Origin of the sequence: uncultured Mailhella sp., assembly GCF_944324575.1 — a bacterium.
GTDB lineage: Bacteria > Desulfobacterota > Desulfovibrionia > Desulfovibrionales > Desulfovibrionaceae > Mailhella.
The window spans coordinates 1-22,188 of record NZ_CALUWV010000022.1 but is presented as its reverse complement, the minus strand read 5'-3'; the positions used below and the strand labels follow the sequence as shown (position 1 = coordinate 22,188).

Sequence of the window (22,188 nt, the reverse complement as noted above, 5' to 3'; positions counted from 1 at the left end):
CGCTCTTTCCGAAGAAGGGAAAGGGCGCCGTCCTTTCATATGCGGGAAAAAGAGAAAGGGCAAAGCATTGCCGGAAGAGGCGTTGCACGGGGCTCGGCTTTCGCGTGATACGGTCGGAGTCCGCAGCGTTGTCGCGTCCTTCGGAAGGAGGGCTTTCCGATTGATGCCGGAGGAGCGTCGTCTAACGCGTGGTTTCAGGAGGCGTTTCGTCTCCGGTCATGGCCATGATATGCCGGAAGAAAGGCTCTTCCACGGGCTGCACCGACAGGCGGCTGCCGCGCCTGAGCAGCTCCATGCCCTCAAGTTCCGGCTGTCTGCGCAGTTCGTCCAGAGGAATGGGATTCTCGAAGCGGCGTACCAGTTTTACGTCCACCATGTACCAGCGGGGATTTTCCGGCGTGGCCTTTTCGTCGTAGTGCCGGTTTTTCGGATCCTGTGCCGTATGGTCCGGGTAGGCCTCGCGCACTACCTCAACAAGAGCCACGATTTCCGGCTTCTTGCCGCTGTGGTAGAAGAAGCCGAGATCGCCCTTTTTCATGGAGCGCATGAGATTGCGGGCCTGATAGTTGCGTACGCCGTCCCAGGACGTGGTTGAGTTCGGGGAAAATATGAGATCATCCAGAGAAAAGCAGCCGGGTTCCGTTTTAAAAAGCCAGTATTGCATGGAGCATCCTTGATGGGGTAAGAGAGGCGGGCAATGTTTTTTCTATAAGGTCGAGTTTCGACCATGACAAGAGCGCGGAGAGAACATGGCCGGGAGGGGGCTGTTCTTCATGCTGGGAAGACTCTTATGCCGTGCGTCTTTTCGACGGGGAGAAAAAGGCTGTTCCTTCTGTTTTTTTCTCCCCGTGTGTTTCTGCAGAGCCAGATGAGGAAATGGAAAGGGAACCTTGGTTCAATTTCTGCGTACATAAAATTAAACACAATGCATTTCAAATGGTTATCAATATCAACGTTGACACTGTCCATGCGCGGATGCTATGCAGGACAAAAGAGGCTCAGGCCTCATGCATCATGTTGGAAATGGAGTTGTCATGGCCACCGCAATGAATGAACTGGAAAAAATGACGCTGCATCTGGAAAACGGTGCCGATTTCATGTTTTATGGACGGCTTTTTTCCGAGGCGGTGTGGTACGATGAATATAGCGGTGTTCTGACGCATCAGAAGCTTTATGTCACCGATCAGCACGAACAGGTGTATGTCATTCAGAAGGGCAGCGGAGAAAGAAATGTTTGCCGTGCCTATCGCATATCCGTGCACGGAGAGCGCTGCGTGATATACAACGGTCGCTACACCATGGAGATTCCTCTCGATCTGCTTCTGCTTGCCGTACGCACGCTGTGCGGCATGGAAGACGGCATGGCGCTGGAACAGGCCGAGGAGATTCTTCGCGCCGCAAACTGCTGAGAAATGACGGTCCGGTCTTCTGCCCGCGCGGGCGTCGCTGGCGACCTGGCCACGGGCCGCCTTTTTCATTTTGAACACAGGAAAAACGCATATAAGGAAAACGCATGAACAGCCATGGATTTACCCTTGTGAGGGAAGAGAGTCTTCATGAGGCCGGCGGTCGTGTCCGGCTCTGGAAGCACGACGTCACAGGCGCGGAACTTCTGTCCGTCTGCAACGACGACGAGAACAAGTCTTTCGGCGTGAGCTTCCGTACGCCGCCGAAGGACTCTACCGGCGTGGCTCACATTCTCGAGCACTCCGTGCTCTGCGGTTCGGACAAGTATCCGGTGAAGGAGCCCTTTGTTGAGCTCCTCAAAAGCTCTCTTCAGACGTTTCTCAACGCGCTCACCTTCCCCGACAAGACCTGCTATCCCGTGGCGAGCTGCAACCTTCAGGATTTCTACAATCTGGTGGACGTGTATCTCGACGCCGTGTTTCATCCCCGCATCGACGAGAACGTGCTTCGTCAGGAAGGCTGGCACATCGAGGCGGAAGGGCCGGATGCCCCCTGGCAGTTCAAGGGCGTGGTGTTCAACGAGATGAAGGGCGTGTACTCGTCGCCCGATTCCGTGCTCATGGAGGAGTGTCAGCATGCCGTGTTTCCGGACATGCTCTACAGTCTTGATTCCGGCGGCGATCCGGCCGTGATCCCCACGCTCACCTTCGAGGCCTTCCGCGAATTTCACGCCACCTATTATCATCCGTCCAACGCGCGTTTCTTTTTCTGGGGCGACGATCCTGAAGAGGGACGTCTTTCCCGCATAGCCGAAGTGCTTGCGCAATATGTGCGGCGCGAAGTTCATTCCGAAGTGCCGCTCCAGCCCCGGCTTTCCTCCCCGAGACTTCTCGAGGTTCCCTATGCCGCCTCTGAAGGCGAGGATGCCGACAAGGCGCATGTTGCGGTGAACTGGCTTCTGTGCGAATCGAAGGATACCGAGGAAATGTTCGTGCTCAACATGCTTGAGCACATTGTTGCCGGGCTGCCGGGCTCGCCGCTGCGCAAGGCGCTTATGGATTCCGGGCTCGGCGAGGACATTTCCGGCTGCGGGCTTGAAAGCGATCTGCGGCAGGCATACTTCTCCATGGGCCTTCGTTCCATAGACGCGAAGAGTGCGCCGGAGGTGGAACGCCTCATGATGGACACGCTTGCCGATCTGGCGGAAAACGGCGTGCCCGCTCCGGCCGTGGAAGCCGCGCTCAATTCTCTGGAATTCATGCTGCGCGAGAACAATACCGGTTCGTTCCCGAGAGGGCTTGCCGCCATGTTCCGCAGCCTCTCCGACTGGCTCTATGACGGCGACGCCTTCGCGCCGCTGGCCTGGGAAAAGCCGCTGGCCTCCATCAAGACGCGCCTTGCCTCAGGCGAAAAGGTGTTTGAGAACGCCATCCGCCGCTGGTTCCTCGACAATACCCATCGCGTCACCGTGCTGCTTCTGCCCGACGCCGGTCTTGCCGCTGCCAGGCAGGTGGCCGAGGACGCCCGTCTTGCCGCCATTCATGACGGCATGAGTGAAGAGGAACGCGAAGAGGTGGTAAGAATCGCCGCGGCCCTTCGCGCCGCGCAGCAGAAGCCTGATTCTCAGGAGGCTCTGGATACGGTGCCTAGCCTCGGCAAGAAAGATCTTCCCGCCGAAAACGCGGTGCTTCCCTGCGTTGTGGAACAGAAGGACGGACTTGACGTGGTGAGCCATGAGCTCGACACCATGGGCATTTTCTACGCCCGTCTTGCCTTCGACCTTTCCGCCGTGCCTGCCCGCCTGCTGCCGCTGGTGCCGCTTTATGCCCGTGCGCTCACGGAGCTCGGCACGAAGCGCAGCGACTACGTCACGCTCGGCTTTGAGATTTCGGCCCATACCGGCAGTCTCGGCGCGGGAGCCGTGGTGCTGTCCCGCGTGTCCGATGCCTCTCCGGTCTGCTATCTTTCCGTTTCCGGCAAATGCACTGCGGACAAGGTGAATCGCATGACTGCGCTCATGGAGGAGATCCTTCTTGAGCCCGACTTCGACAATCGCGAGCGCTTCATGCAGATGGCCCTTGAGGAGAAGGCCCGCATGGAGCAGGCCGCCGTGCCTTCCGGGCATATTCTCGTAAACACCCGTCTGAACGGCGCGCTGTCGTCTGCAGGCCGCATTTCCGAGGAAATGAACGGCGTCAGCGCACTTTTTTACGTGTGCGAGCTCATCCGGCGCGTGGACGAGGCGTGGGAGAGCGTGCGAGACGATCTGACGGAACTGCATGAGCGTATTGTCCGCCGCGACGACGTGAAGCTGGACATGACGGCCGACGCCGCGCTGCTCGGCGCTGCGCGCTCGTCTCTGGAAGCACTGGCGGGACGTCTGCCTTCCCGTCCTCTGGAAGCCTGTGCCTTTGATCTTGCGCCTCTTCCCGGTGCCGAGCTGCTCGGCATTCCCGCACAGGTCAACTATGTGGGGCTCGGGCTCAGCCTGAAGGACACCGGATACGTCTACAGCGGTTCGCAGGCGGTCATCCTGCGGCATCTGCGCATGGGCTACCTGTGGGATCGCGTGCGCGTGCAGGGCGGGGCCTACGGCTGCTTTGCCCGCTACGGCCGCGCCACCGGAGCCTTCACCTTTGCCTCCTATCGCGATCCCAACGTTGAGAACACGTTGCGCGTCTACCGTGAGACTGCAGATTATCTTGGCAATCTTTCCCTGTCCGAGACCGACATCACCCGCGCGGTGGTGGGAGCCATCGGCGACGTGGACGCCTACATGCTGCCCGGAGCCAAGGGTGCAACGGCCTTTTCCCGCTGGATGAGCGGCGAGACGGATGAGCAGCGTCAGCGCATCCGCGAGGAGATTCTTGCGACCAGACTTTCTGATTTCCATGATTTCGCGCCCTGTCTGGCGCGTGCGCTTGAGAAGGCCGTGCCCTGCGTGCTCGGCGGGGCCGATGCCGAAACCGCGGCCCGGGCGGATGGATGGACCATAACCCGGGTGCTGTAGCGTGCCGGACTGCGAAGGACATGTCATGAAGAATGAGAAAACGCGCGGCACCATGCTGACCAGCTCTGCCGTGATTCTGTGTCTTGTCACCTTTGTCGCAGGTTTTGCCTGCGGCAGCATGATGGGAGAACACAAGGCGATCATGCGGGATACTCCCGCACAGACTGCCGCTTCCGCGCCGGCTCCCGCCGCGACGTCGACCATGCCCGATGCCGCGGCGCAGGCGGAACACATAAAGCATCTCAGGGAAGATGCCATGAAGCAGCCGGAAAGCGCCGAGGCCTGGACCAAGCTCGGCAACGCCTGCTTTGATTTCGGCGATCCCGACGGAGCCATAGAAGCGTATCAGGCTTCGCTGCGCATTGAACCCGGCAATGCCGACGTGCGCACCGACATGGGCAGCATGTACCGCATGAGGGGCGAGCCGGAAAAGGCCGTGGAATGCTACGATCAGGCGCTCCTGGATCAGCCCGGACACCGAAACGCCGTGTTCAACAAGGGCGTGACCATGCTGCTTGACCTCGAACAGCCGGCGCAGGCCGTAGCCTTCTGGCAGTCCGTGCTCAGGGACAATCCTTCCCTTACGCTGGCAAGCGGCGCAAAGCTCCGCGACATCATGCCGGAAATACTGGTGGACGCCGCGCTCCAGCTCGAGGCCCGGAACAGAAAGGACACGGCTCTCGTGGCCTATGAACAGGCCGTTGCGCTCAACGACTCCTTTGCTCCGGCACTGGTGCACGGCGCTTGGCTTCTGGAGGGCATGGGACGCTCATCCGACGCGCTGCCCCTGTGGAAGCGTGTGCTCGAGCTTTATCCTGACGCTACCGATCCTGCGGGCAAGCCGGTCCGCGACCGTTTCAAGAAGTAATCATACGGGATTGTCATGTTTCCGTTTTCCGTTTTCCATACTCGCTTCAGGCTGATAGCCGTTTTTCTGTGGGCGCTGCTCAGCCTGCCTTTTCCTCTGCTTGCCGACGATATGCAGGAGAGCCCGGTCATTGCCGGGCCTGCGCCTTCCGTGGTCGTGCCCGAGCCTGTGACCATACGGGCCGAGCCTCAGCCGATGGCGCCTCCTCTCGTGGAAAAGCGTTCCTCGGCCGTGCGCGTAAGCGTGCGCCCGCTGCTGTCCATGTTTCTGGACAGGGGAGGGACGCTGGATCAGAGCACGGCGGTCGACAGGCTGGATGAGTTCAGGCCGTATGATGTGAGCGCGCTTTCCCGTGAAACGGGGAGCTTGTGGCTGTATCTCGACCTTTCCGACGTGAAGGATTCCGCACCTCACACGCTCTGGCTTGATCTCGGCACGCAGATGCCCGGGAAGATGGATGTCTGGCTCTCTTCGGACGGCAGAAACTGGCAGTCCGTGAAGGCCGAGTCCCGCGGTGTGTATGACCTGCTTTCCGCAGGCAGACATGGGCAGGTGCTTGTGCGCATGAGCGGGCTGCCGGGACTGTGGTTTCATCCGGCGCTGTGCTCCTCTCATGCCGTCATGGATTCCCCAGACAGGCTGGGCACGCTGCTTTCCCTGGCCGGGCTCGCACTTCTCGGCCTTCTGTGTCTTTTGCTCAGCGTGACGGAGCGGGGAGAGGGGCGGTTCTGGATCGGACTTCTGGCCTTTGCCTCCATGGCTCAGATATGGTGGGGCGTGCCCGCCACTCCCGCGGGGGCTCTGGGCACGTCTTCGTTCCCCGGCATGTTCGGCGCTGCCGTGGCACTTTTCATGCTGCCCCATGCGGGCCGCGTGCTCATGCGCACACGGGTCACTTCCCCTTTTGTGGACACGCTATTTCTTCTCTTTGCCCTGCCGGGAGCCTGCGCGGCCATCGTGCCTCTTCTGCCCGGCATGGCGTGGACGGCAAGGCTGCTGTCGCTCTGGCCGCTTGCCGCCGTCATCTGCTTTGTTCCTGCCATTGTTCTGGTGTTCCGGGGCGTGCAGGGGAGCGGACCTTTTGCGCTGGCCTGTCTTTCCATGGGCGGCGGCGCGGCCGTTTCGCTCTGGGGCATGCTGCACGGGCTGGAGAGTCCCTGGTGGGGGCTTGCCGTTCAGGCGGGACAGACCGCAGGACTGCTTTTTCTTGCCTGTGCCGCGCCGCACAGGGATGAGCCTGCCGCAGAGCAGGAACTTTCGCTGGACGTGGCCCCGCGCAGAAGCGGGGAGATCCGGGCCAACACATACCGGGACAACAGTCTTGCCGCGCTTCGCCGTACGTTCCGAAGCACTGCCGAAGAGCTTTTTGAGGAGGCCTGCCGTCTTGATCTTGCCCTTTCCCGCGCCGGTGTGGACAAGGACAAGGTGGACATCATGACTCATGCCGACGCCATGGTGGCTGCGGCCAGGAGGCTTTCGGAAAACGCTCTCGATCATCCTTCCCCGGATGCGCTGCCGGAATCTTCCACGCAGGTCTTCGAGCTCAGACAGGTCATCCGGAAGGTGTTCGCCTCGGTGTCTGAAGATGCGGAGAAAAAGGGGCTCGGCCTCGCATGGTACGTGGCTCCTCAGATAGGTCAGAAGTTCCGCGGCGACGCGGCCCGGCTGACTACGCTGCTCACGCTCATTCTTGCCGATTCCGTGCGAGCGTCCACGCACGGCGCGGTCAGTCTGCACGTGCGTCGTTCTCCGTCGAGCACGCATCCCGGACATCTGCAGTTCACCGTGTCCGACAACGGCGAGGCTCTGCCTCCCCGCGGCAGGCAGAGTGCACTTCTTTCCCGAGTCTGGGAGCTTGCAGCAGCTCATGGCGGCGACTTTTTCGTCGACACCACGCCGCAGGGCATGGAGCTGTCCTTCAGCATGGAATGTGCGGCCATGGAGGCCGACGGCGTAACGGAACGGAGCGTTCCGGCTGCAGGAATCGACGGAGAGAGCCGTACGGCGTCTCCCGTCATTCTGGTGTCGCCGGATGGACTCAGCCGTCAGATGTACGCGCATTATCTGGATGACATGGGGTATCCTCTCTGGGAAGCCCGCGATGCCGAGGAGGCTGCGCAGCTCTACGCCTCTTCTCCTGCAGCGCTGGTTATTTTCGACGGAACTCTCGGCGAAGACGACATGGTGCAGGGACTGGCTGCCATACGGATGTTTGAGGGCGAACAGGCGCTTGCCGCCGTGCCGTTCCTGCTTCTGGCCAGAGACGACATGCAGGCCGAGCGCATGGCCAAGGCGGGGTGCGATGAGTCCATTCTGCTGCCCGTGGTGCGCAGGGATCTGCGTGCCATGACGAGGTGGCTCATGTCCCCGACGGAGAAGAGACCCGTTTTGAGCACGCAGCGCATCACGCTTGCCGCCGTACTGGCCGGAGCCCATTCCGGTACGGCGAAAATGCAGCCCAAGGCCGTACGCCGTGTGGCTGTGCAGCCTGCCCCGGCAGTCGCGGACAAAGAGAGCCCGGAAAAGGACGCTGCCGTGACGGTGACGCCGGAAGGTGAAGGAAAAACGGCCGGGAAGGCGCTTTCCATGGAAAAGGATGCGGGCAGACAGGAGAAGAAGAGCTGGCTGGCCTCGCTCTTCCACGGGCATGAACGCTCCAGAAAGCCGCTGGAGGTTGCCTCTGCGCCCGTTGACTTTGTGCCTTCGCCTGACGCGGAAGAGGCAAAAAGTTCGGAGAATTCCGTCTCTTCCTTACAGACTCCCGCCTCGGAAGGAGAGGTCGTGGAGCTGCTGGCCGAAGAGGTTCTTGCCGAGGAAAGTGGCGTGCAGGAACTGACGGAACAGGACAGACTTTCTGATGTTCCGGTTGACGGGGAAATGCTCATCGAACTTGAACCGGAACTCATTCATGAGGTGCCAGAAGACAGAATTTCCGAAGCCGGTCCCCGAGTGGAAGTTCCCGAAGAAAAGGAGTCTGTTTCCCCGGACGACGATGAAAAGGTCGCAGAGCTTGCTGACAGGCCGCTCGACACGATAACCGAGATGCTGAATGATATTTCCGAGGCGCTGCTGCACGGCGACGTGCAGGGCATACGAAGCGGCGCGCGATCTCTTTCCGGATTCGCCGACAGGTACGGCATGCACACGCTGGCCGACATGGCGCGTTGTTTTCGAGCGGCATGGGAAGAGGGCGATGTGGAAGCCGCGGCTCAGATTGTGGAAGAAATGCGGGCAGAGGCTGCCCGACTGTGACGTTATGATGATGACGGCGTTTTTTCACACGTCCGGAGCTTGCAACTTTGAGGGAATGCATTTATATTAAAGCCATGTTTAGGCGGCATTCCGCCTCGGACACAGAAACATAGGAGGCTATATGCCAAAGCTGCAGAAGATCATATGTGCGTTGGACCTTTCCGAGCACAGCAAGACAGTGGCTGAATACGCCTGCATGCTTGCCAAGGCCATGAATGCCAGCATCGTGGCCGTATATGCGGCGCCTACGCTGACGCAGTACACGGGCTTCCATGTCCCGCCGAACACGATTGACAGCTTCGTGGGAGAAATCGTTTCCGGTGCGGAAAAGGCCATGGCTCAGTTCGTGTCCGAAAACTTTGAGGGCGTGGAAACCAAGGCTGAAGTCGTTGTCGGCTATGCCGCCGAGGAAATTCTTGAAATCGCCGCCAAGGAAGAGGCCGACCTTATCGTCATGGGTACCCATGGCCGCAAGGGCATTGACCGCATTCTCTTCGGCTCCGTCGCCGAGCGGGTCGTCAAGAACTCCCATCTGCCCGTCCTTACCATTCGTCCTTCCGACAACTACACCGGCGGCGCGATGTATAAGGATTAACGCTTTTTCATGAATAGAAACAGGGCTTTCCTTTGTACGGCTTCGTCCGGGAGAGGAAAGCCCTTTTTATTGCCCGTTTCACCTGCAAGGACTCGCCATGACTCTTCCCTTCACCTCGTTCAATGACGTCCGCCCCGAAGTGGCGACTTTCGAATCCTACGAACCCGGTCTCAGCATTGCGGAAATCGCCGAGCGTTACGGCCTTTCCCGAGTCGTCAAGATGGCCAGCAACGAGAATCCGCTGGGCGTGTCGCCCCGTGTGCGTGAGGTCATCGCGCACTGCGCGGGCGAGGCCTTCCGCTATCCGCAGTCGGGCAATCCAAGGCTGGTGAAGGCTCTTGCGTCCTACTACGGCGTGGATCCGAAGCGCATTTTCGTGGGCAACGGTTCCGACGAGGTCATCGACCTTCTGTTCCGCGTGCGCGCCGTGCCCGGCGTGCACAATGCCGTGGTGTTCCGCCCCTGTTTCGGGCTGTATCCCACGCAGGCGAAAATGGCCGGTGTGGAGCTGCGTCAGGCTCCTTTGAATCCTGACTTCACCTTTGACTTCGACGGACTGCTCAAGCTGGTGGATGAAAACACCACGCTCGTCATCGTTACCTCTCCCGACAATCCCTCCGGCCGCGTTGCCTCTCCTGACGATCTGGAAAAGCTGGCCCGCGCCCTGCCTCCGGCCTGCCTGCTGGTCGTTGATGAGGCCTACATCGAGTTCGCCGGTTCCGAGCACTCCGTCATGTCCCGACTGGACAGTCTGCCCAACGTGGCCGTCATGCGCACCTTTTCCAAGGTATACGGACTCGCCGGTCTCCGCATAGGCTATGCCGTGCTGCCTCCGGTCATTGCCGACTACATGTGGCGCGTGCGTCTGCCGTTCTCGCTCAACATTCTGGCGGAAGAGGCGGCAATCGCCGCTCTGGCCGATGCGGAATTCCGCGAGAGCACCATTGCCCTCGTGCAGCGTGGTCGTGCTCGGCTTACGGAAGAATTGCGCGCCATGGGCTGCGAGGTGACGCCCAGCCTGTCGAACTTCATCATGTTCCGCCTGCCTGAGGGAAGCGTGGACGCGAAGACTCTGCACGGCGAACTTCTGAAGCGCGGCGTCATCATCCGCGCCCTCGGCAGTTATCACCTGCCGGACAGACTCCGCGTGAGCATGGGCACTGACGAGGAAAATGAGCTGTTCCTGCGCCTCGTGCGCGAAATTCTGGGAGCGTAGTCATGGCAGCGTCCTGTTACGGCGTCATCACCATGGACGGCCCCGCCGGGGTCGGCAAGAGCACTCTGGCCCGCCGCCTTGCCGCGGAACTCGGCATTGCCTATCTCGACACGGGGGCCATGTACCGCACGCTCGGGCTGCGCCTCGGCTCCGGGGCTGCAGATCTCGATGAAGAGAGACTGCGCTCGCGGTGCCGGGAATACCGCTTTTCTCTGGAACCCTGCGCGGAAGGCGGAGCTCCGCAGCTTTTCTGCAACGGGGAGCCCGTGGGATCTGAGATCCGTACGGAGAGGGCCGGGCGACTCGCCTCTCTGGTAGCCCGCCTGCCGGTGCTGCGCGAGGAGCTTCAGCGCTCTCAGCGCGCGCTCGGCGAAGGCAGCTCCCTGGTTGCCGAAGGGCGCGACATGGGCACGAAGGTGTTTCCTCTTGCCCGGCACAAGTTCTTTCTGGATGCCCGTCCCGAGGTTCGCGCGCAGCGCCGCTATCTGGAACTTGAGGCAAAGGGAGCCCTGAACGGCGCCACGCTTGCGGACATTCTGCGCGGCATCGAAGAGCGCGATGCTCAGGATCGGGGCAGGGCGGTCGATCCGCTTCGCCCCGCGGAGGATGCCGTCATCGTCGACACCTCCGATCTGGATCTCGACGGTGTGCTTCAGGTCATTCTGGAGGCTGTCAGAACCAGGGGCCCGGAGGAGGGCGGCAGAAAGGTTCCGATGGTGTGCGCCAGAGCCTGCGCGTCGGCTTCCGACGCCGTCAGGGCCCGCATTCGCTCGAGTGAGGGGGCGGCGGCGCTTGAGGCAGCACGCGGGGATGGATTCGCTGCTGCCGCAGCCGTGGCCGAGCGGCATGGCGTGACCTGTGCCGTCCGTGTTGCGTTCGGACTGGAAGGCGGCGTTCTTGTTGCCCGGGCCGAGGCTGAAAACGTGCCTTTTGCCGGAGCGCTCGCGCTTTCTGCGGCGCAGACGGCAATGGCTTCTCTTGCCGGTTTTCTTTCCGAAAGACTCGACGTGAACGCAGTGCTTGAGATGGAAGAATCTGGAATCGGAGACTGACCGCGAAGAAGCCGCCTTCGGGAGGTTTCGACGGCAAGACGTTTCGGAGAAGACATGAACAACGACTCGACAAGCGTTTTTTCTTCCGGGCCGGGGAAGGAAGAAACCATGCTGGCCTGCGGCAAGATCAATCTTTTTCTTTTCATCACAGGCAGGCTGCCGAACGGCTATCATGAGTTGAAAACACTGTTTCTGCCGCTGTCGGAACCGAAGGATGTGCTGGTGTTCCGACCCGCAGACAGAGAGCGAGGCATGAAGGTGCACTGTGCGACAGAGGGCATAGACCTTGAGCACAACACATTGACAGGCGCTTATGCTCTGTACGCGCAGGCCTCGGGGTTCGCTCCTGCCGTGGACGTGGAGCTTGTCAAGGGCATCCCGCACGGCGCAGGCCTCGGCGGAGGAAGCTCGGACGGTGCCTGTGTGCTGCGCTGGCTTCAGCGGCACGCGCCGCAGCCGCTGCCGGAAGAGGAACTCTGTTCTCTGGCTGCCCGCGTGGGAGCCGACGTGCCATTCTTTCTGCTCAATCGTCCCTGCCTTGCCGAAGGCATAGGAGAGAAGCTTTTTCCCGTGGACAGCGGAGTGGAAGGATTCAGCTGTGTGCTGCTCTGTCCGCCGGTCAGCGTGAACACCGCATGGGCCTATGCGGCGTGGGACAAAGAAAGAGCGTCATTTTCCTTGACAGAGAAAAGGAAGGCAGATAAAAATAACCGTTCAAGTTGCCAGTCATTCTATGGCATGAACGACTTTGAGCCTGTGGTTTTTGCGGCTCATCCTTCTCTTGCGGCGTTAAAAGCACGGCTTCTGGAGGAGGGCGCGGATATCGCAGGCATGAGCGGAAGCGGTTCGACGCTGTTCGGGCTTTTTCGCGATTCCGGGCGTGCGGCACAGGCTGCCGGGGCGCTGCGGAACCAGAGAGAGTCCGCGGAGGTGTTCGGCCCTTTCCTTGTTTGAGTCGTTGTGTCGACTGGGTCTGGTGGGGTGTCGCCAAGCGGTAAGGCAGCGGGTTTTGGGTCCGCTATTCGCAGGTTCAAGTCCTGCCGCCCCAGCCAATTGTCGTTTGTTTCGGCTTCGCCTGGCGGCGACGCCGCTTTTGTATCTCGGGATACTTTACTCAGGAAGGGCATGTTCCTATGTACGGCGACCTCAAAATTCTCACGGGTACGGCCAATCCACAGCTAGCCATGGACATTTGCGACCACCTCGGCTGCTCCCTTACACCGGCGCTCTGCACCACGTTCAGCGACGGAGAGCTGCGCGTTGAAATCGGCGCCAGCGTTCGCGGGCACGACGTGTTCGTCATTCAGTCCACCTGTGCCCCGGCCAACAAGTCCCTCATGGAACTGTGCCTTATCCTTGATGCCCTGAAGCGCGCCAGTGCCGGCCGCATCACGGCCGTCATTCCCTATTTCGGCTATGCCCGTCAGGACCGCAAGGTCAGCCCCCGTGCTCCCATCAGCGCCAAGCTCGTTTCCGATTTTCTCACCGTGGCCGGCGCTCAGCGCATCGTTACGGTGGATCTTCATGCCGGTCAGATCCAGGGCTTCTTCAACTGCCCTGTGGACAACCTGTACGCCCGTCCGGTGCTGCTGAAGAAGCTCAGCGCCCTTTCCGGCGACATCGTCATGGTTTCTCCCGATGCCGGCGGCGTGGAACGTGCCCGTTCCTTTGCCAAGAAGATGGACGCCAGCCTTGCCGTCATCGACAAGCGCCGTGATCGTCCCAATCAGGTGGCGGAAATGCACATCGTCGGCGACGTCGCCGGCAAGACCGCCGTGCTCGTGGACGACATGATCGACACTGCGGGCACCATCTGCACGGCAGCCAACATTCTCATGGAAGGCGGCGCCAAGGAAGTGTACGCCTGCGCTACGCACGCCGTTCTTTCCGGTCCGGCCTGCGACCGCCTCAATGACTCTCCCTTCAAGGAAGTCATCGTGACCGACACCATTCCGCTCGGCGACCATGCCGCCCAGTGTGAAAAGCTCCGTGTGGCTTCCGTTGCCGGAGTTCTGGCCAAGAGTATCCGCAATATTCACGACGGTTCTTCTGTTAGCGCCCTGTTCTAGTCGGGGTATTGAAGACGATATATCGCGCCGCGCCCCGTTCGACGGGAGACGGCCCATAAGGAGAAAGCATCATGTCCGAACTGAAAACTCTTTCTGTGAAGAAGCGTACCGCTTTCGGCAAAGGCGCCAATCGCCGCCTGCGTACCGAAGATCTGGTGCCCGGCGTGTACTACACTGCCGACGGTCAGAATATCGCCGTTCAGATGGCTGAACTGCCCCTTACCAAGATTTACGAACAGGTCGGCCGCACCAACGTCTTCCAGCTCGAAATCGAAGACGAAAACGGCAACAAGACCCTGCATCCCGTGTTCGTGTGGGACGCTCAGTACTCCCCTGTGAAGAACACCTTCACCCATGTCGACTTCTTCGGCGTTGACCTCGACAAGGAAATCAAGGTCAAGGTGCAGGTGGAATACGTCGGCACTCCCAAGGGCGTGAAGATGGGCGGCACCATGGAAACCTACCGCGACGAAGTGGTGCTTTCCGCCAAGCCCGCCGATATGCCCCGCAAGGTCAATCTCGATGTTTCCGGTCTGGAAATCAACCAGAGCATCCGCGTTTCCAATATGCCTCTTCCCGAGGGCGTGAAGGCCGTGTACAAGTCCGACTTCACCATGGTCGCTGTCTTCATGGAAGGCGCCGAGGAAACTCCCGCCGAATAATGGCGTGAGTCGAGTCTGAACTTTCGGGCCGGGACAGATTTTCTGCCCCGGCCCTTTCATTTGCGAGAACATCATGATTTCTTCCTCGGAATCCGCCGTGACTGTTCTGGGTATAGATCCCGGATCCAATGTCACCGGCTGGGGCGTGGTGCGTGAATCCTCCGGCAGGCTGGAGCTTCTGGCCAACGGCGTGCTGCGTGTGAAGGGAAATTCCTTTCCCGATCGTCTGGCCTTCATCTATCACGGCCTGTATGACATCATCGAAGAGTTCCGCCCAGAAGAAGCCGGGGTGGAGCAGGTGTTTGCTGCCAAGAACGTCATGTCCACCATCAAGCTTGCCCAGGCACGTGGAGCGGCCATAGCCGCCTGCGCCTCGTTCCGCCTTACCGTGCAGGACTATGAGCCCACGCTCGTGAAAAAGACGCTGGTGGGCACAGGCAGGGCCGATAAGGAGCAGGTAGCCTTCATGGTGGCGCGTCTTCTGGGACGTGCGCACATTGACGGCCCTCTGGATACCACGGACGCTCTCGCCATAGCGCTCTGTCATCTTACGCTTCGACGTTTTCGCAGGCTGGAAAGTCTGGCCTGAAGGACAGAGAGGGGCTGAGCGCGGCTCCGGTGCTCGGGAATGTGCGTTCTCCGGCTGAAGCGAGGGGGACGCAAAAAGGACAGGGCGCTCTGATGAGCAGAAGCGGAGCATTGGGCTGCAATCTGAAGAGCTCCGCTTCGGCTTTTTGCCGGAGAGGACAATATGAAAGATCTTGTTCAGATGGCCGTGTGAGTTTTTTTTACAAGGAAGGCCACGCGCTTCTTTTCGGAAAAAGTAGAGCATAAAAAAAATTTGAGAAAAAAGAATAATATTTTTAGTGTATTGTGCTGATATTGAGACATCTTTTCCCTGTACGCGCTTCTGCACGCGGGAAAATCATCCCTGGGGGAGAGCGGATGGCGGGCGACTATGACATGTTTGACGGTATTTTCAGGGCTGCGACGCTCCCTTGTTTCAGCCACGGCCCCCTGATGTTCAAATTTTTTTTGGAGATTCTCCCCATACGGGAAAATGAGAAATCTGCCTGTTCAAAAAAAAATACGTTTTTTTCCGATGTTGAGAAGGAATATATAAGGGGTTAAATATATAATTTATTGATTTTATTTACTAATACAAAATACAATTACTTTTGGCATGAAAATTGCAATACGCTAGACATCATTCCTTTGGAACACCAGTCAACATCGTCTGCCCGTCGGCCTCCCTCTCCGACGGGCTTTTTTTTGCCTCTTCCCGGACTTGTCAACGGAGAAAAATGCGGGCACACTGCGCGCAAACCTTTTGGAGGATATTTCTATGAGTCTTTGTCCCTGTGGCTCCGGCCTTGAGCTGGATGCCTGCTGTGGCCAGTATATCGAAGGAAAGGCCAAGGCCCCCACTGCCGAAGCTCTCATGCGTGCCCGCTATACGGCGCATTGTCTGGGCAAATACCAGTTCCTTACCGACACCACGCATCCTGAGTTCCGCGAGGACGCCTCGGCCGATGAGATCAAGGAATGGTCTTCCCTCATGACCTGGGAAGGACTTGAGATTATTGAGACTGTTGAAGGCGGCGAGAATGATTCCACCGGTGAGGTGAAGTTCAGCGCCCACTACAGCGTGCAGAATGTGCCCCAGGAACTGCGTGAGGACGCCTTCTTCCGCAAGGAAGGCGACGAGTGGTTCTATGTGGAAGGCAACGTGTACGCCAAGCAGCCCGTCCGTCGCGAGACTCCCAAGATCGGACGCAACGATCCCTGCCCCTGCGGAAGCGGCAAGAAGTACAAAAAATGCTGCATGCCCCGCTAGGGAGCCGTTGAGGGAGAAGGCTTTTTCCGGCTTTTTTCGGGAGAAAGGACTTGCGTCTCCTCCCAAAAAACTGTACAAGGCTTTTCCGGCAGTTCTTTTGCCTGACGGCAGTCGGCGAAAGCCGGAGAGGTTTTGCAGGAAGGTAAAAAGAATAGTCGGCAGGGCTTGTCATTTCCCCATATTTGTGGCAGGCTCCCTGAACAGAAGGAACGTCTTTTTCCTTTTTTTGTATGTATGTGAGTCTGCGCACAACGCAGACAATTTCCCCACAGTCCCAACATGTCCAAGGAGGACGCGCATGGCTGAAGTTTCTTTCCAGGGAAAAACCTTTGAAGTCGACGAAGACGGCTTCCTGCTTCGTTTCGAAGACTGGTGCCCTGAATGGCTGGAATACGTGAAGGAATCTGAAGGTATTCCGGAACTCACCGCCGATCATCATAAGGTTATTGATTTCCTGCAGGACTACTACAAGAAGAATGGTATCGCTCCCATGGTGCGTATCATGTCCAAGAACACCGGCTACAAGCTGAAGGAAATCTACGAGCTGTTCCCCTCCGGCCCCGGCAAGGGCGCCTGCAAGATGGCTGGCCTGCCCAAGCCCACCGGCTGCGTGTAAGCCGTTTGATTCGACCTCAGGTCGCCAGGCGACTGTTAGGAAAGGCGAAAGAGTTTTACTCTTTCGCCTTTTTTTCTACTTGCCTGCCGGAAATGGCTCTGGTAGAAATAGAACATTCGAGTTTGCCATAACATTTTTAAGTAATGGAGGATTCCATGAAAGTGTTTCGTAATGCGCTGGCTGTCGCGGCTCTGGTTATGGGGATTGCCTCTGCTGCCCAGGCCGCTGACATGATTCGCAAGGTGGACAGTTTTGATCTGCTCGCCGACCAGTCCGGCTCCATGATGATGCAGGCTCCTGACCTCAAGATGACCAAGGCCGCCGCTGCCAAGCAGGTTCTTGCTGCCGTGAATGAAGCCATTCCAGATCTCGGCTACAAGGCGTCCATGCATACCGTTGCCCCTGCCGGCCAGGTTGTTTCCTATGGCGACTGGGATCGTTCCGCCATGAGCACCGGCATTGACTCTCTGGAAAGCGACGGCGTCATTTTCGGCCGCATGACCCCCATGGGCGACGGCTTTGCCGCCAACTCCGGTGACTATGCCTCCATGGCTCGTCCTACCGCCATCGTGCTCGCCTCCGACGGTGCCAACAACACCGGCATTGATCCTGTGGCTGAAGCTGCCGCCATCTATCAGGCTCAGCCCGGCATCTGCTTCCACGTCATTTCCTTTGCCGACACTCCCGAAGGTCAGGCCGTGCTCGACAAGATTGCCGCTCTGAACTCCTGCTCCGTGTCCGTGAAGGGCGCCGATCTTCTGGCCGATCAGAACGCTCTGAATCAGTTCGTGGCCGACGTGTTCTACACCACCGGTGCTCCCGTGGCCGAAGAAGCCCTCGTGCTTCACGGCGTGAACTTTGCGTTCGACTCCTATGCTCTTGACGCCAAGGCTCAGGGCATCCTCGATGAAGCTGCCGCCGTTCTCAAGGAAAAGAATGTGCGCGTGACCCTCGAAGGTTGGACCGACTCCATCGGCAGCGACGCCTACAACAAGAAGCTGTCTCAGAACCGCGCCAACGCCGTTAAGGCTTATCTGGTCGAGCAGGGTGTGCCCGCTTCCAAGCTGACCGCCATCGGCATGGGCAAGTCCTTCAAGTACGACAACGCCACCGAAGAAGGCCGCTACCTGAACCGTCGCGTGGAAATTCTCTTCAACTAATCGTTGACTGACACTGACGAGAGGCCCGGTAATCCGGGCCTCTCTCTATAACGGAGTTTTTTTGATGTTTCGTCATTGGTTGATGGCTGTCGCGCTGTGCGGTCTTGTTGCGGCGCCCTGCAGTACGTTTGCCGCCAACGAATCCAAGATTCAGGCTGATCTGAATACGTTTGCACATCAGTACGTCAAAAGCGCCAACAAGCGCATGACGGTTAATCGTGCGCGTCCGCAGGTGGTGAAGCGCGGCTCCACATATGTTGCGACGTTTACGGAAATCGACCAGGAGACGGTCACTGCCCAGATGCGCAAGAGCAACAGCAAGCATTTTGACTATGTTGCCACGCTTTCCTACAACGAGCTTACCTTTGAATCTGTAGGCAAGACCCGCAAGGAAGCGACCAGCGGCCAGTTCCGCTGCGTGAAGGTGCGCAAGCTTACCGAGCTTCCCCGCTATGTGAAAGGCAAGTGGGAAAACTGATTCCTTGACAGGAAAAGGGCCCCTCGTTCGAGGGGCTTTTTTTGGTTAAAAGAAAACCCCCAGCTAGGCTGGGGGTTCCCGAAAACTTATAGTTATGCGTAAGTTATAAACACTCCTTTTGATTTGCTAAGAAAGAGGTGCGGTCTGGCAACTGCGCCCATAAGCAAATCAAAAGGAGGTCACAATGGGTGACACAAAGAAGTTAGCGCATACGCAATGGAACTGCAAATATCACATAGTCTTTGCACCAAAATATCGCTGACAGGTTTTCTATGGAGAGAAGAAAAGGGCCATAGGAGAAATATTGCGGAAATTATGTGAGTGGAAGGGCGTGAGCATAGTAGAAGCAGAATGTTGTCCCGACCATATCCATATGTTGCTAGAGATACCGCCAAAGATGAGTGTATCGGCGTTTGTTGGATATTTGAAAGGAAAGAGCAGCCTGATGATATATGAGCAGTTCGGTGAGTTGAAGTTCAAATATCGTAGTCGGGAGTTCTGGTGCCGTGGTTACTATGTCGACACGGTAGGCAAGAATAAGGCAAAGATAGCTGAGTACATCAGGCATCAACTGGCCGAGGATAAACTCGAAGAACAGCTGAGCATCCCGTACACCGGAAGCCCGTTTACGGGCCGCCGGTAACAGAAATGCAGATGTCAGATCGTCCATGCGCCTGCTAGGGCGCGGCTGGTAAGAAAGCCTTACAGGCGCATAAGAGGAACCACCGGCTATGCCGGTGGGGCCCCATTTTCGTATCTGCGGCATGAAGGAAGAAAGCGCACAGAAAGGGAAAGTGCGTTTTGAAAGACGTTCCCGTGTTTTTTGCCGCGTTCTTTCGGCAGTTCCTTGTCCGCAGGCCTCGGGTCATGGCGTGCCCGGAGCGTCCGGTTCAGGGCGGGCTGGGCTGGGGCCCGGGATGCGCGGCGATCTTGCCGATGTCGGAGCAGGGCGCTTCCGGCGAATTTCCGGTATGTTTTCGGCGGACGGGGCGGCGCCATGATGCGGAACTCGGGCTGACTGCGCGTGCCTTGTCCGTGCCTCGACCGCTTTCGCCTGTTTTGTTGTGCTGTGCGCGGACCGTTCTGTCCGGCGCATGGGCCGGGCGTCGCGTGCGGGGCGTAGGGCTGAGCCGTTCGCAGGCCAGGAGTCGGAACAACGACGGGACTCGGCAGGGGGCGAGTTCTGCGGTGCGGCCCGTTACGACTGGAGGCTGCCGCATACTTCGGGAACTGGGCGCTGCGTGTTTTTCGGACGGAAACAGGCGTGGACAGCGTTTTCTTGTGGGCTGAAGCGGCAGGAAAGCGTTTTTTCCGGCACGGAGCGGCGCGCAGAGGGGCGCTGAGCGGTCTGGAAGGGAGCGGGAGGCTGCGGGCTGAAGCGCTCTCCGGTCTTTCACTGAACGCCGGGGGACATGAGATGGCGCGTCGTTTCCCGGCTTCGACAGGAAATCAGACGGAAACTTCGACGGAAAATTCGCCAGGAAAAAGGAACGCTCCGCGTTTTCCGACATGGGGAAAGACGCGGAGCGCTGGATGTTTTGTCCCGTGTTCGTTCTGCCGGCAGACGCCGGCAAGAAGTGCGGGGCGCGGGGAACATGCCCCGCTTTTTTGCGGTTAGCCGCCGAGGTAGGCGGCGCGGACCTTGGGATCCCGGAGCAGATCCTTGCCCGGGCCTTCGAGGACGACGGAGCCTACTTCGAGAATATAGGCGTAGTCGGCGATGGAGAGGGCGGCGTAGGCGTTCTGTTCCACGAGCAGCACGGTCTTGCCGTCTTCGTTGATGCGGCGGATGATGTCGAAGATTTCGCGCACGAGAATGGGGGCAAGGCCGAGGGAGGGCTCGTCGAGCATGAGAAGGTCGGGGCGGCTCATGAGGGCGCGGCCCACGGCGAGCATCTGCTGTTCGCCGCCGGAGAGGGTTCCGCCTTTCTGCCAGCTTCGTTCCTTCAGACGGGGGAAGAGGTTGTAGACGAGTTCCATGTCGCGGGCGATGCCGTCCGCGTCCGTGCGGCACCAGGCGCCGAGGGTAAGGTTTTCGGCCACGGTGAGATGCGGCAGAATGCGCCGTCCTTCGGGGCTGAGGGCAATGCCGTTGCGCACCATGTTTTCGGCGGGCAGGCCCAGGAGGTTCATGGGCTTGTCGCCTTCGTGTCTGGTGAGGAGTATTTCTCCGCTTGCTCCCTTGACGAGGCCGGCTATGGAGCGGATGATGCTGCTTTTGCCTGCGCCGTTGGCGCCGATGAGCGTGACCACGCTGCCTCTGGGAATGGACAGGGTCACGCCCTTGACGGCATGAATGCCGCCGTAATGCACATGAAGGTCTTTAATCTGCAACATTGTTTACGTCCTCACCGAGGTAGGCTTCGATAACGCGCGGGTTGGAGCGGATGGCGTCGGCGTCGCCTTCGGCGATGAGCTTGCCGTATTCCAGCACCCATATGTGTTCGCACACGCCCATGACCACCTTCATGTCGTGCTCGATGAGCAGAATGGTGAGGTGGAATTCGTCGCGTATCTGGCGGATGAACTTCATGAGCTCCAGACTTTCCTGGGGGTTCATGCCTGCGGCGGGTTCGTCGAGCAGCAGGAATTTGGGTTCTGTAGCCAGAGCTCGGGCAATTTCCAGGCGGCGCTGGGCGCCGTAGGGCAGGGCGGAGGCGACTTCGTCGGCGTGGGCGGAGAGGCCCACGCGGCGCAGCAGTTCAAGGGATTTTTCGCGTATGTCGCGCTCTTCGCGCCGTGTGCCCGGCAGACCGAGCACCGCGCCCCACCAGTGACCGTCGCGGCGCACGTGACGACCGATCATGACGTTTTCAAGCGCGGTCTCGTTGTAGAAGAGGCGGATGTTCTGAAAGGTTCTGGCCATGCCGAGGGCGCAGATGCGGTGCGGAGCCATGCCGGTGATTCTGCGGCCTGCGAAGACCACGTCGCCTTCGGTGGGGCGGTAGAAGCCGGTGATGACGTTGAAGGCCGTGGTCTTGCCTGCGCCGTTGGGACCGATGAGGCCCACGATGCTGCCTTCGGGAATGTCCATGGAAAGTTCGCTCACGGCGGTGACGCCGCCGAAGCGCATGGTGACGTTTCTTACTTCAATGATGTTTTTCCGACTCATGCCTTACGCTCCTTTTTGCGGCCGAGGCGGGAGAAAAAGGCGGCCAGGCTGTCCCAGGTGATCTCTCTCATGCCCATGATGCCTTCGCGGCGGTAGAGGATGATGATGAGCAGGCACACGGAGAATACCACCATGCGCATGCCGGGGATGCCGGGGATTTCCACGAAGCCGAGATTGATGGGTTCTTCGACCACGCGGAGCCATTCGAGCAGCACGGTGATGATGACGCTGCCGATGATGGAGCCGGTGATGGAGCCGAGACCGCCCGCCACCACGATCATGAGGATGTTGTAGGTCAGAAGGAACGTGAACATCTTGGGGTCGATGGTGGTGAGGAGATTGCCGAGCAGCGCTCCGCCCACGCCGGCGAGGAAGGCGCCGAGGCAGAAGGAAAAGAGCTTGGTGTGGAATACGTTGATGCCCATGACCTGAGCGGCGATTTCATCGTCGCGCACGGCCTTGAGCACGTTGCCGAAATTGCTTGAGAGCAGCCGCACGGTGCAGAACACGACGATGATCAGCCAGATGAAGCTGGTGAAGAGATCCGTATGGCCGGGAATGCCCTTGATGCCGAGCGAACCGTTGGTGATGGGCGTGGCGTTGACGATGAGCACACGGATGATTTCCGAAAAGCCCAGCGTGGCGATGCCGAGGTAGTCGCCGCCGAGTCTGAGCACGGGAATGCCGATGATGAGGGCGAATACCGTGGCCACGAGTCCGCCGAGAACGACGGAGAACCAGAAGGGCGTGTGCAGGGCGGCAAGAGAAGGAAGGATCTCGTCGATGATCCACATCATTTCCTTCTGATCGGGGGTGAGCACGCACAGGGCGGAGACGTAGGCGCCTATGGCCAT

General features: G+C 59.2%; 18 protein-coding genes, 1 tRNA gene and 2 pseudogenes. 17 read left to right on the top strand and 4 right to left on the bottom strand.

The window, feature by feature from the left end:
* Positions 1–181: 181 nt before the first annotated feature.
* Positions 182–664: an EVE domain-containing protein gene (locus tag Q0J81_RS04430; RefSeq protein WP_294446228.1), complete on the bottom strand. Its 483-nt coding sequence runs from the start codon at positions 662–664 to the stop codon at positions 182–184.
* A 370-nt stretch (positions 665–1,034) separates the two neighbouring features.
* On the opposite strand from Q0J81_RS04430, the gene Q0J81_RS04425 reads away from it, so the two are divergent.
* The 17 genes and pseudogenes from Q0J81_RS04425 to tnpA all read left to right on the top strand — a co-directional run bounded on the left by Q0J81_RS04425 (position 1,035) and on the right by tnpA (position 18,865).
* Positions 1,035–1,409, top strand: a complete 375-nt coding sequence (locus tag Q0J81_RS04425; RefSeq protein ID WP_294446227.1) for a hypothetical protein — start codon at positions 1,035–1,037, stop codon at positions 1,407–1,409.
* A 104-nt stretch (positions 1,410–1,513) separates the two neighbouring features.
* Positions 1,514–4,417, top strand: a complete 2,904-nt coding sequence (locus tag Q0J81_RS04420; RefSeq protein WP_294446226.1) for an insulinase family protein — start codon at positions 1,514–1,516, stop codon at positions 4,415–4,417.
* Between the two features lie 25 nt (positions 4,418–4,442).
* Positions 4,443–5,285: a tetratricopeptide repeat protein gene (locus Q0J81_RS04415; protein WP_294446225.1), complete on the top strand. Its 843-nt coding sequence runs from the start codon at positions 4,443–4,445 to the stop codon at positions 5,283–5,285.
* 15 nt (positions 5,286–5,300) lie between these two features.
* Positions 5,301–8,537: a hypothetical protein gene (locus Q0J81_RS04410; RefSeq protein ID WP_294446224.1), complete on the top strand. Its 3,237-nt coding sequence runs from the start codon at positions 5,301–5,303 to the stop codon at positions 8,535–8,537.
* Positions 8,538–8,658: 121 nt separating this feature from the next.
* Positions 8,659–9,132: a universal stress protein gene (locus tag Q0J81_RS04405; RefSeq protein ID WP_294446223.1), complete on the top strand. Its 474-nt coding sequence runs from the start codon at positions 8,659–8,661 to the stop codon at positions 9,130–9,132.
* Between the two features lie 97 nt (positions 9,133–9,229).
* On the top strand, positions 9,230–10,348 hold the full coding sequence (gene hisC, locus Q0J81_RS04400) for a histidinol-phosphate transaminase (RefSeq protein WP_294446222.1): 1,119 nt from the start codon (positions 9,230–9,232) through the stop codon (positions 10,346–10,348).
* Between the two features lie 2 nt (positions 10,349–10,350).
* Positions 10,351–11,031, top strand: a pseudogene (cmk, locus tag Q0J81_RS04395) ((d)CMP kinase); the annotation flags it as partial.
* Positions 11,032–11,454: 423 nt separating this feature from the next.
* The gene (gene ispE, locus Q0J81_RS04390) at positions 11,455–12,354 is read left to right on the top strand and encodes a 4-(cytidine 5'-diphospho)-2-C-methyl-D-erythritol kinase (RefSeq protein ID WP_294446221.1); all 900 of its coding nucleotides are present in this window, start codon (positions 11,455–11,457) and stop codon (positions 12,352–12,354) included.
* A 23-nt stretch (positions 12,355–12,377) separates the two neighbouring features.
* Positions 12,378–12,452, top strand: a tRNA-Gln gene (locus Q0J81_RS04385).
* Positions 12,453–12,533: 81 nt separating this feature from the next.
* Complete coding sequence (locus tag Q0J81_RS04380; protein ID WP_294446220.1) at positions 12,534–13,469, top strand: ribose-phosphate pyrophosphokinase; 936 nt, start codon at positions 12,534–12,536, stop codon at positions 13,467–13,469.
* A 71-nt stretch (positions 13,470–13,540) separates the two neighbouring features.
* Positions 13,541–14,131, top strand: a complete 591-nt coding sequence (locus tag Q0J81_RS04375; RefSeq protein WP_294446219.1) for a 50S ribosomal protein L25/general stress protein Ctc — start codon at positions 13,541–13,543, stop codon at positions 14,129–14,131.
* A 73-nt stretch (positions 14,132–14,204) separates the two neighbouring features.
* On the top strand, positions 14,205–14,720 hold the full coding sequence (gene ruvC / locus Q0J81_RS04370) for a crossover junction endodeoxyribonuclease RuvC (RefSeq protein ID WP_294446218.1): 516 nt from the start codon (positions 14,205–14,207) through the stop codon (positions 14,718–14,720).
* A 756-nt stretch (positions 14,721–15,476) separates the two neighbouring features.
* A complete protein-coding gene (locus Q0J81_RS04365; protein WP_294446217.1) occupies positions 15,477–15,968 on the top strand; it encodes a YchJ family protein in 492 nt (163 codons plus the stop codon).
* Positions 15,969–16,266: 298 nt separating this feature from the next.
* Positions 16,267–16,584, top strand: coding sequence for a TusE/DsrC/DsvC family sulfur relay protein (locus Q0J81_RS04360; RefSeq protein WP_294446216.1), 318 nt, complete (start codon positions 16,267–16,269; stop codon positions 16,582–16,584).
* 155 nt (positions 16,585–16,739) lie between these two features.
* Positions 16,740–17,744 (top strand): OmpA family protein, encoded by a 1,005-nt coding sequence (locus Q0J81_RS04355; RefSeq protein ID WP_294446215.1) that lies wholly within the window; start codon positions 16,740–16,742, stop codon positions 17,742–17,744.
* A 61-nt stretch (positions 17,745–17,805) separates the two neighbouring features.
* Positions 17,806–18,222 carry a hypothetical protein gene (locus Q0J81_RS04350; protein WP_294446214.1) on the top strand — a complete coding sequence of 139 codons (417 nt, stop codon included), beginning with the start codon at positions 17,806–17,808 and terminating at the stop codon, positions 18,220–18,222.
* 184 nt (positions 18,223–18,406) lie between these two features.
* A pseudogene (gene tnpA / locus Q0J81_RS04345) lies at positions 18,407–18,865 on the top strand (IS200/IS605 family transposase).
* 971 nt (positions 18,866–19,836) lie between these two features.
* Here the strand turns inward: tnpA and Q0J81_RS04340 are convergent.
* From Q0J81_RS04340 to Q0J81_RS04330, 3 genes are all read right to left on the bottom strand, one after another.
* Positions 19,837–20,559 (bottom strand): ABC transporter ATP-binding protein, encoded by a 723-nt coding sequence (locus Q0J81_RS04340; RefSeq protein WP_294446213.1) that lies wholly within the window; start codon positions 20,557–20,559, stop codon positions 19,837–19,839.
* Complete coding sequence (locus Q0J81_RS04335; protein WP_294446212.1) at positions 20,546–21,334, bottom strand: ABC transporter ATP-binding protein; 789 nt, start codon at positions 21,332–21,334, stop codon at positions 20,546–20,548. The genes Q0J81_RS04340 and Q0J81_RS04335 overlap by 14 nt, the downstream gene beginning before the upstream one ends.
* The coding region (locus Q0J81_RS04330; RefSeq protein ID WP_294446211.1) for a branched-chain amino acid ABC transporter permease at positions 21,331–22,188 on the bottom strand (858 nt) is incomplete at its 5' end. The genes Q0J81_RS04330 and Q0J81_RS04335, both read right to left, overlap by 4 nt.

Coding starts and splice junctions, on each gene's coding strand:
- Q0J81_RS04430 (WP_294446228.1), bottom strand. CDS start 664: ATGCAATACTGGCTTTTTAAAACGGAACCCGGCTGCTTTTCTCTGGAT.
- Q0J81_RS04425 (WP_294446227.1), top strand. CDS start 1,035: ATGGCCACCGCAATGAATGAACTGGAAAAAATGACGCTGCATCTGGAA.
- Q0J81_RS04420 (WP_294446226.1), top strand. CDS start 1,514: ATGAACAGCCATGGATTTACCCTTGTGAGGGAAGAGAGTCTTCATGAG.
- Q0J81_RS04415 (WP_294446225.1), top strand. CDS start 4,443: ATGAAGAATGAGAAAACGCGCGGCACCATGCTGACCAGCTCTGCCGTG.
- Q0J81_RS04410 (WP_294446224.1), top strand. CDS start 5,301: ATGTTTCCGTTTTCCGTTTTCCATACTCGCTTCAGGCTGATAGCCGTT.
- Q0J81_RS04405 (WP_294446223.1), top strand. CDS start 8,659: ATGCCAAAGCTGCAGAAGATCATATGTGCGTTGGACCTTTCCGAGCAC.
- hisC (WP_294446222.1), top strand. CDS start 9,230: ATGACTCTTCCCTTCACCTCGTTCAATGACGTCCGCCCCGAAGTGGCG.
- ispE (WP_294446221.1), top strand. CDS start 11,455: ATGAACAACGACTCGACAAGCGTTTTTTCTTCCGGGCCGGGGAAGGAA.
- Q0J81_RS04380 (WP_294446220.1), top strand. CDS start 12,534: ATGTACGGCGACCTCAAAATTCTCACGGGTACGGCCAATCCACAGCTA.
- Q0J81_RS04375 (WP_294446219.1), top strand. CDS start 13,541: ATGTCCGAACTGAAAACTCTTTCTGTGAAGAAGCGTACCGCTTTCGGC.
- ruvC (WP_294446218.1), top strand. CDS start 14,205: ATGATTTCTTCCTCGGAATCCGCCGTGACTGTTCTGGGTATAGATCCC.
- Q0J81_RS04365 (WP_294446217.1), top strand. CDS start 15,477: ATGAGTCTTTGTCCCTGTGGCTCCGGCCTTGAGCTGGATGCCTGCTGT.
- Q0J81_RS04360 (WP_294446216.1), top strand. CDS start 16,267: ATGGCTGAAGTTTCTTTCCAGGGAAAAACCTTTGAAGTCGACGAAGAC.
- Q0J81_RS04355 (WP_294446215.1), top strand. CDS start 16,740: ATGAAAGTGTTTCGTAATGCGCTGGCTGTCGCGGCTCTGGTTATGGGG.
- Q0J81_RS04340 (WP_294446213.1), bottom strand. CDS start 20,559: ATGTTGCAGATTAAAGACCTTCATGTGCATTACGGCGGCATTCATGCC.
- Q0J81_RS04335 (WP_294446212.1), bottom strand. CDS start 21,334: ATGAGTCGGAAAAACATCATTGAAGTAAGAAACGTCACCATGCGCTTC.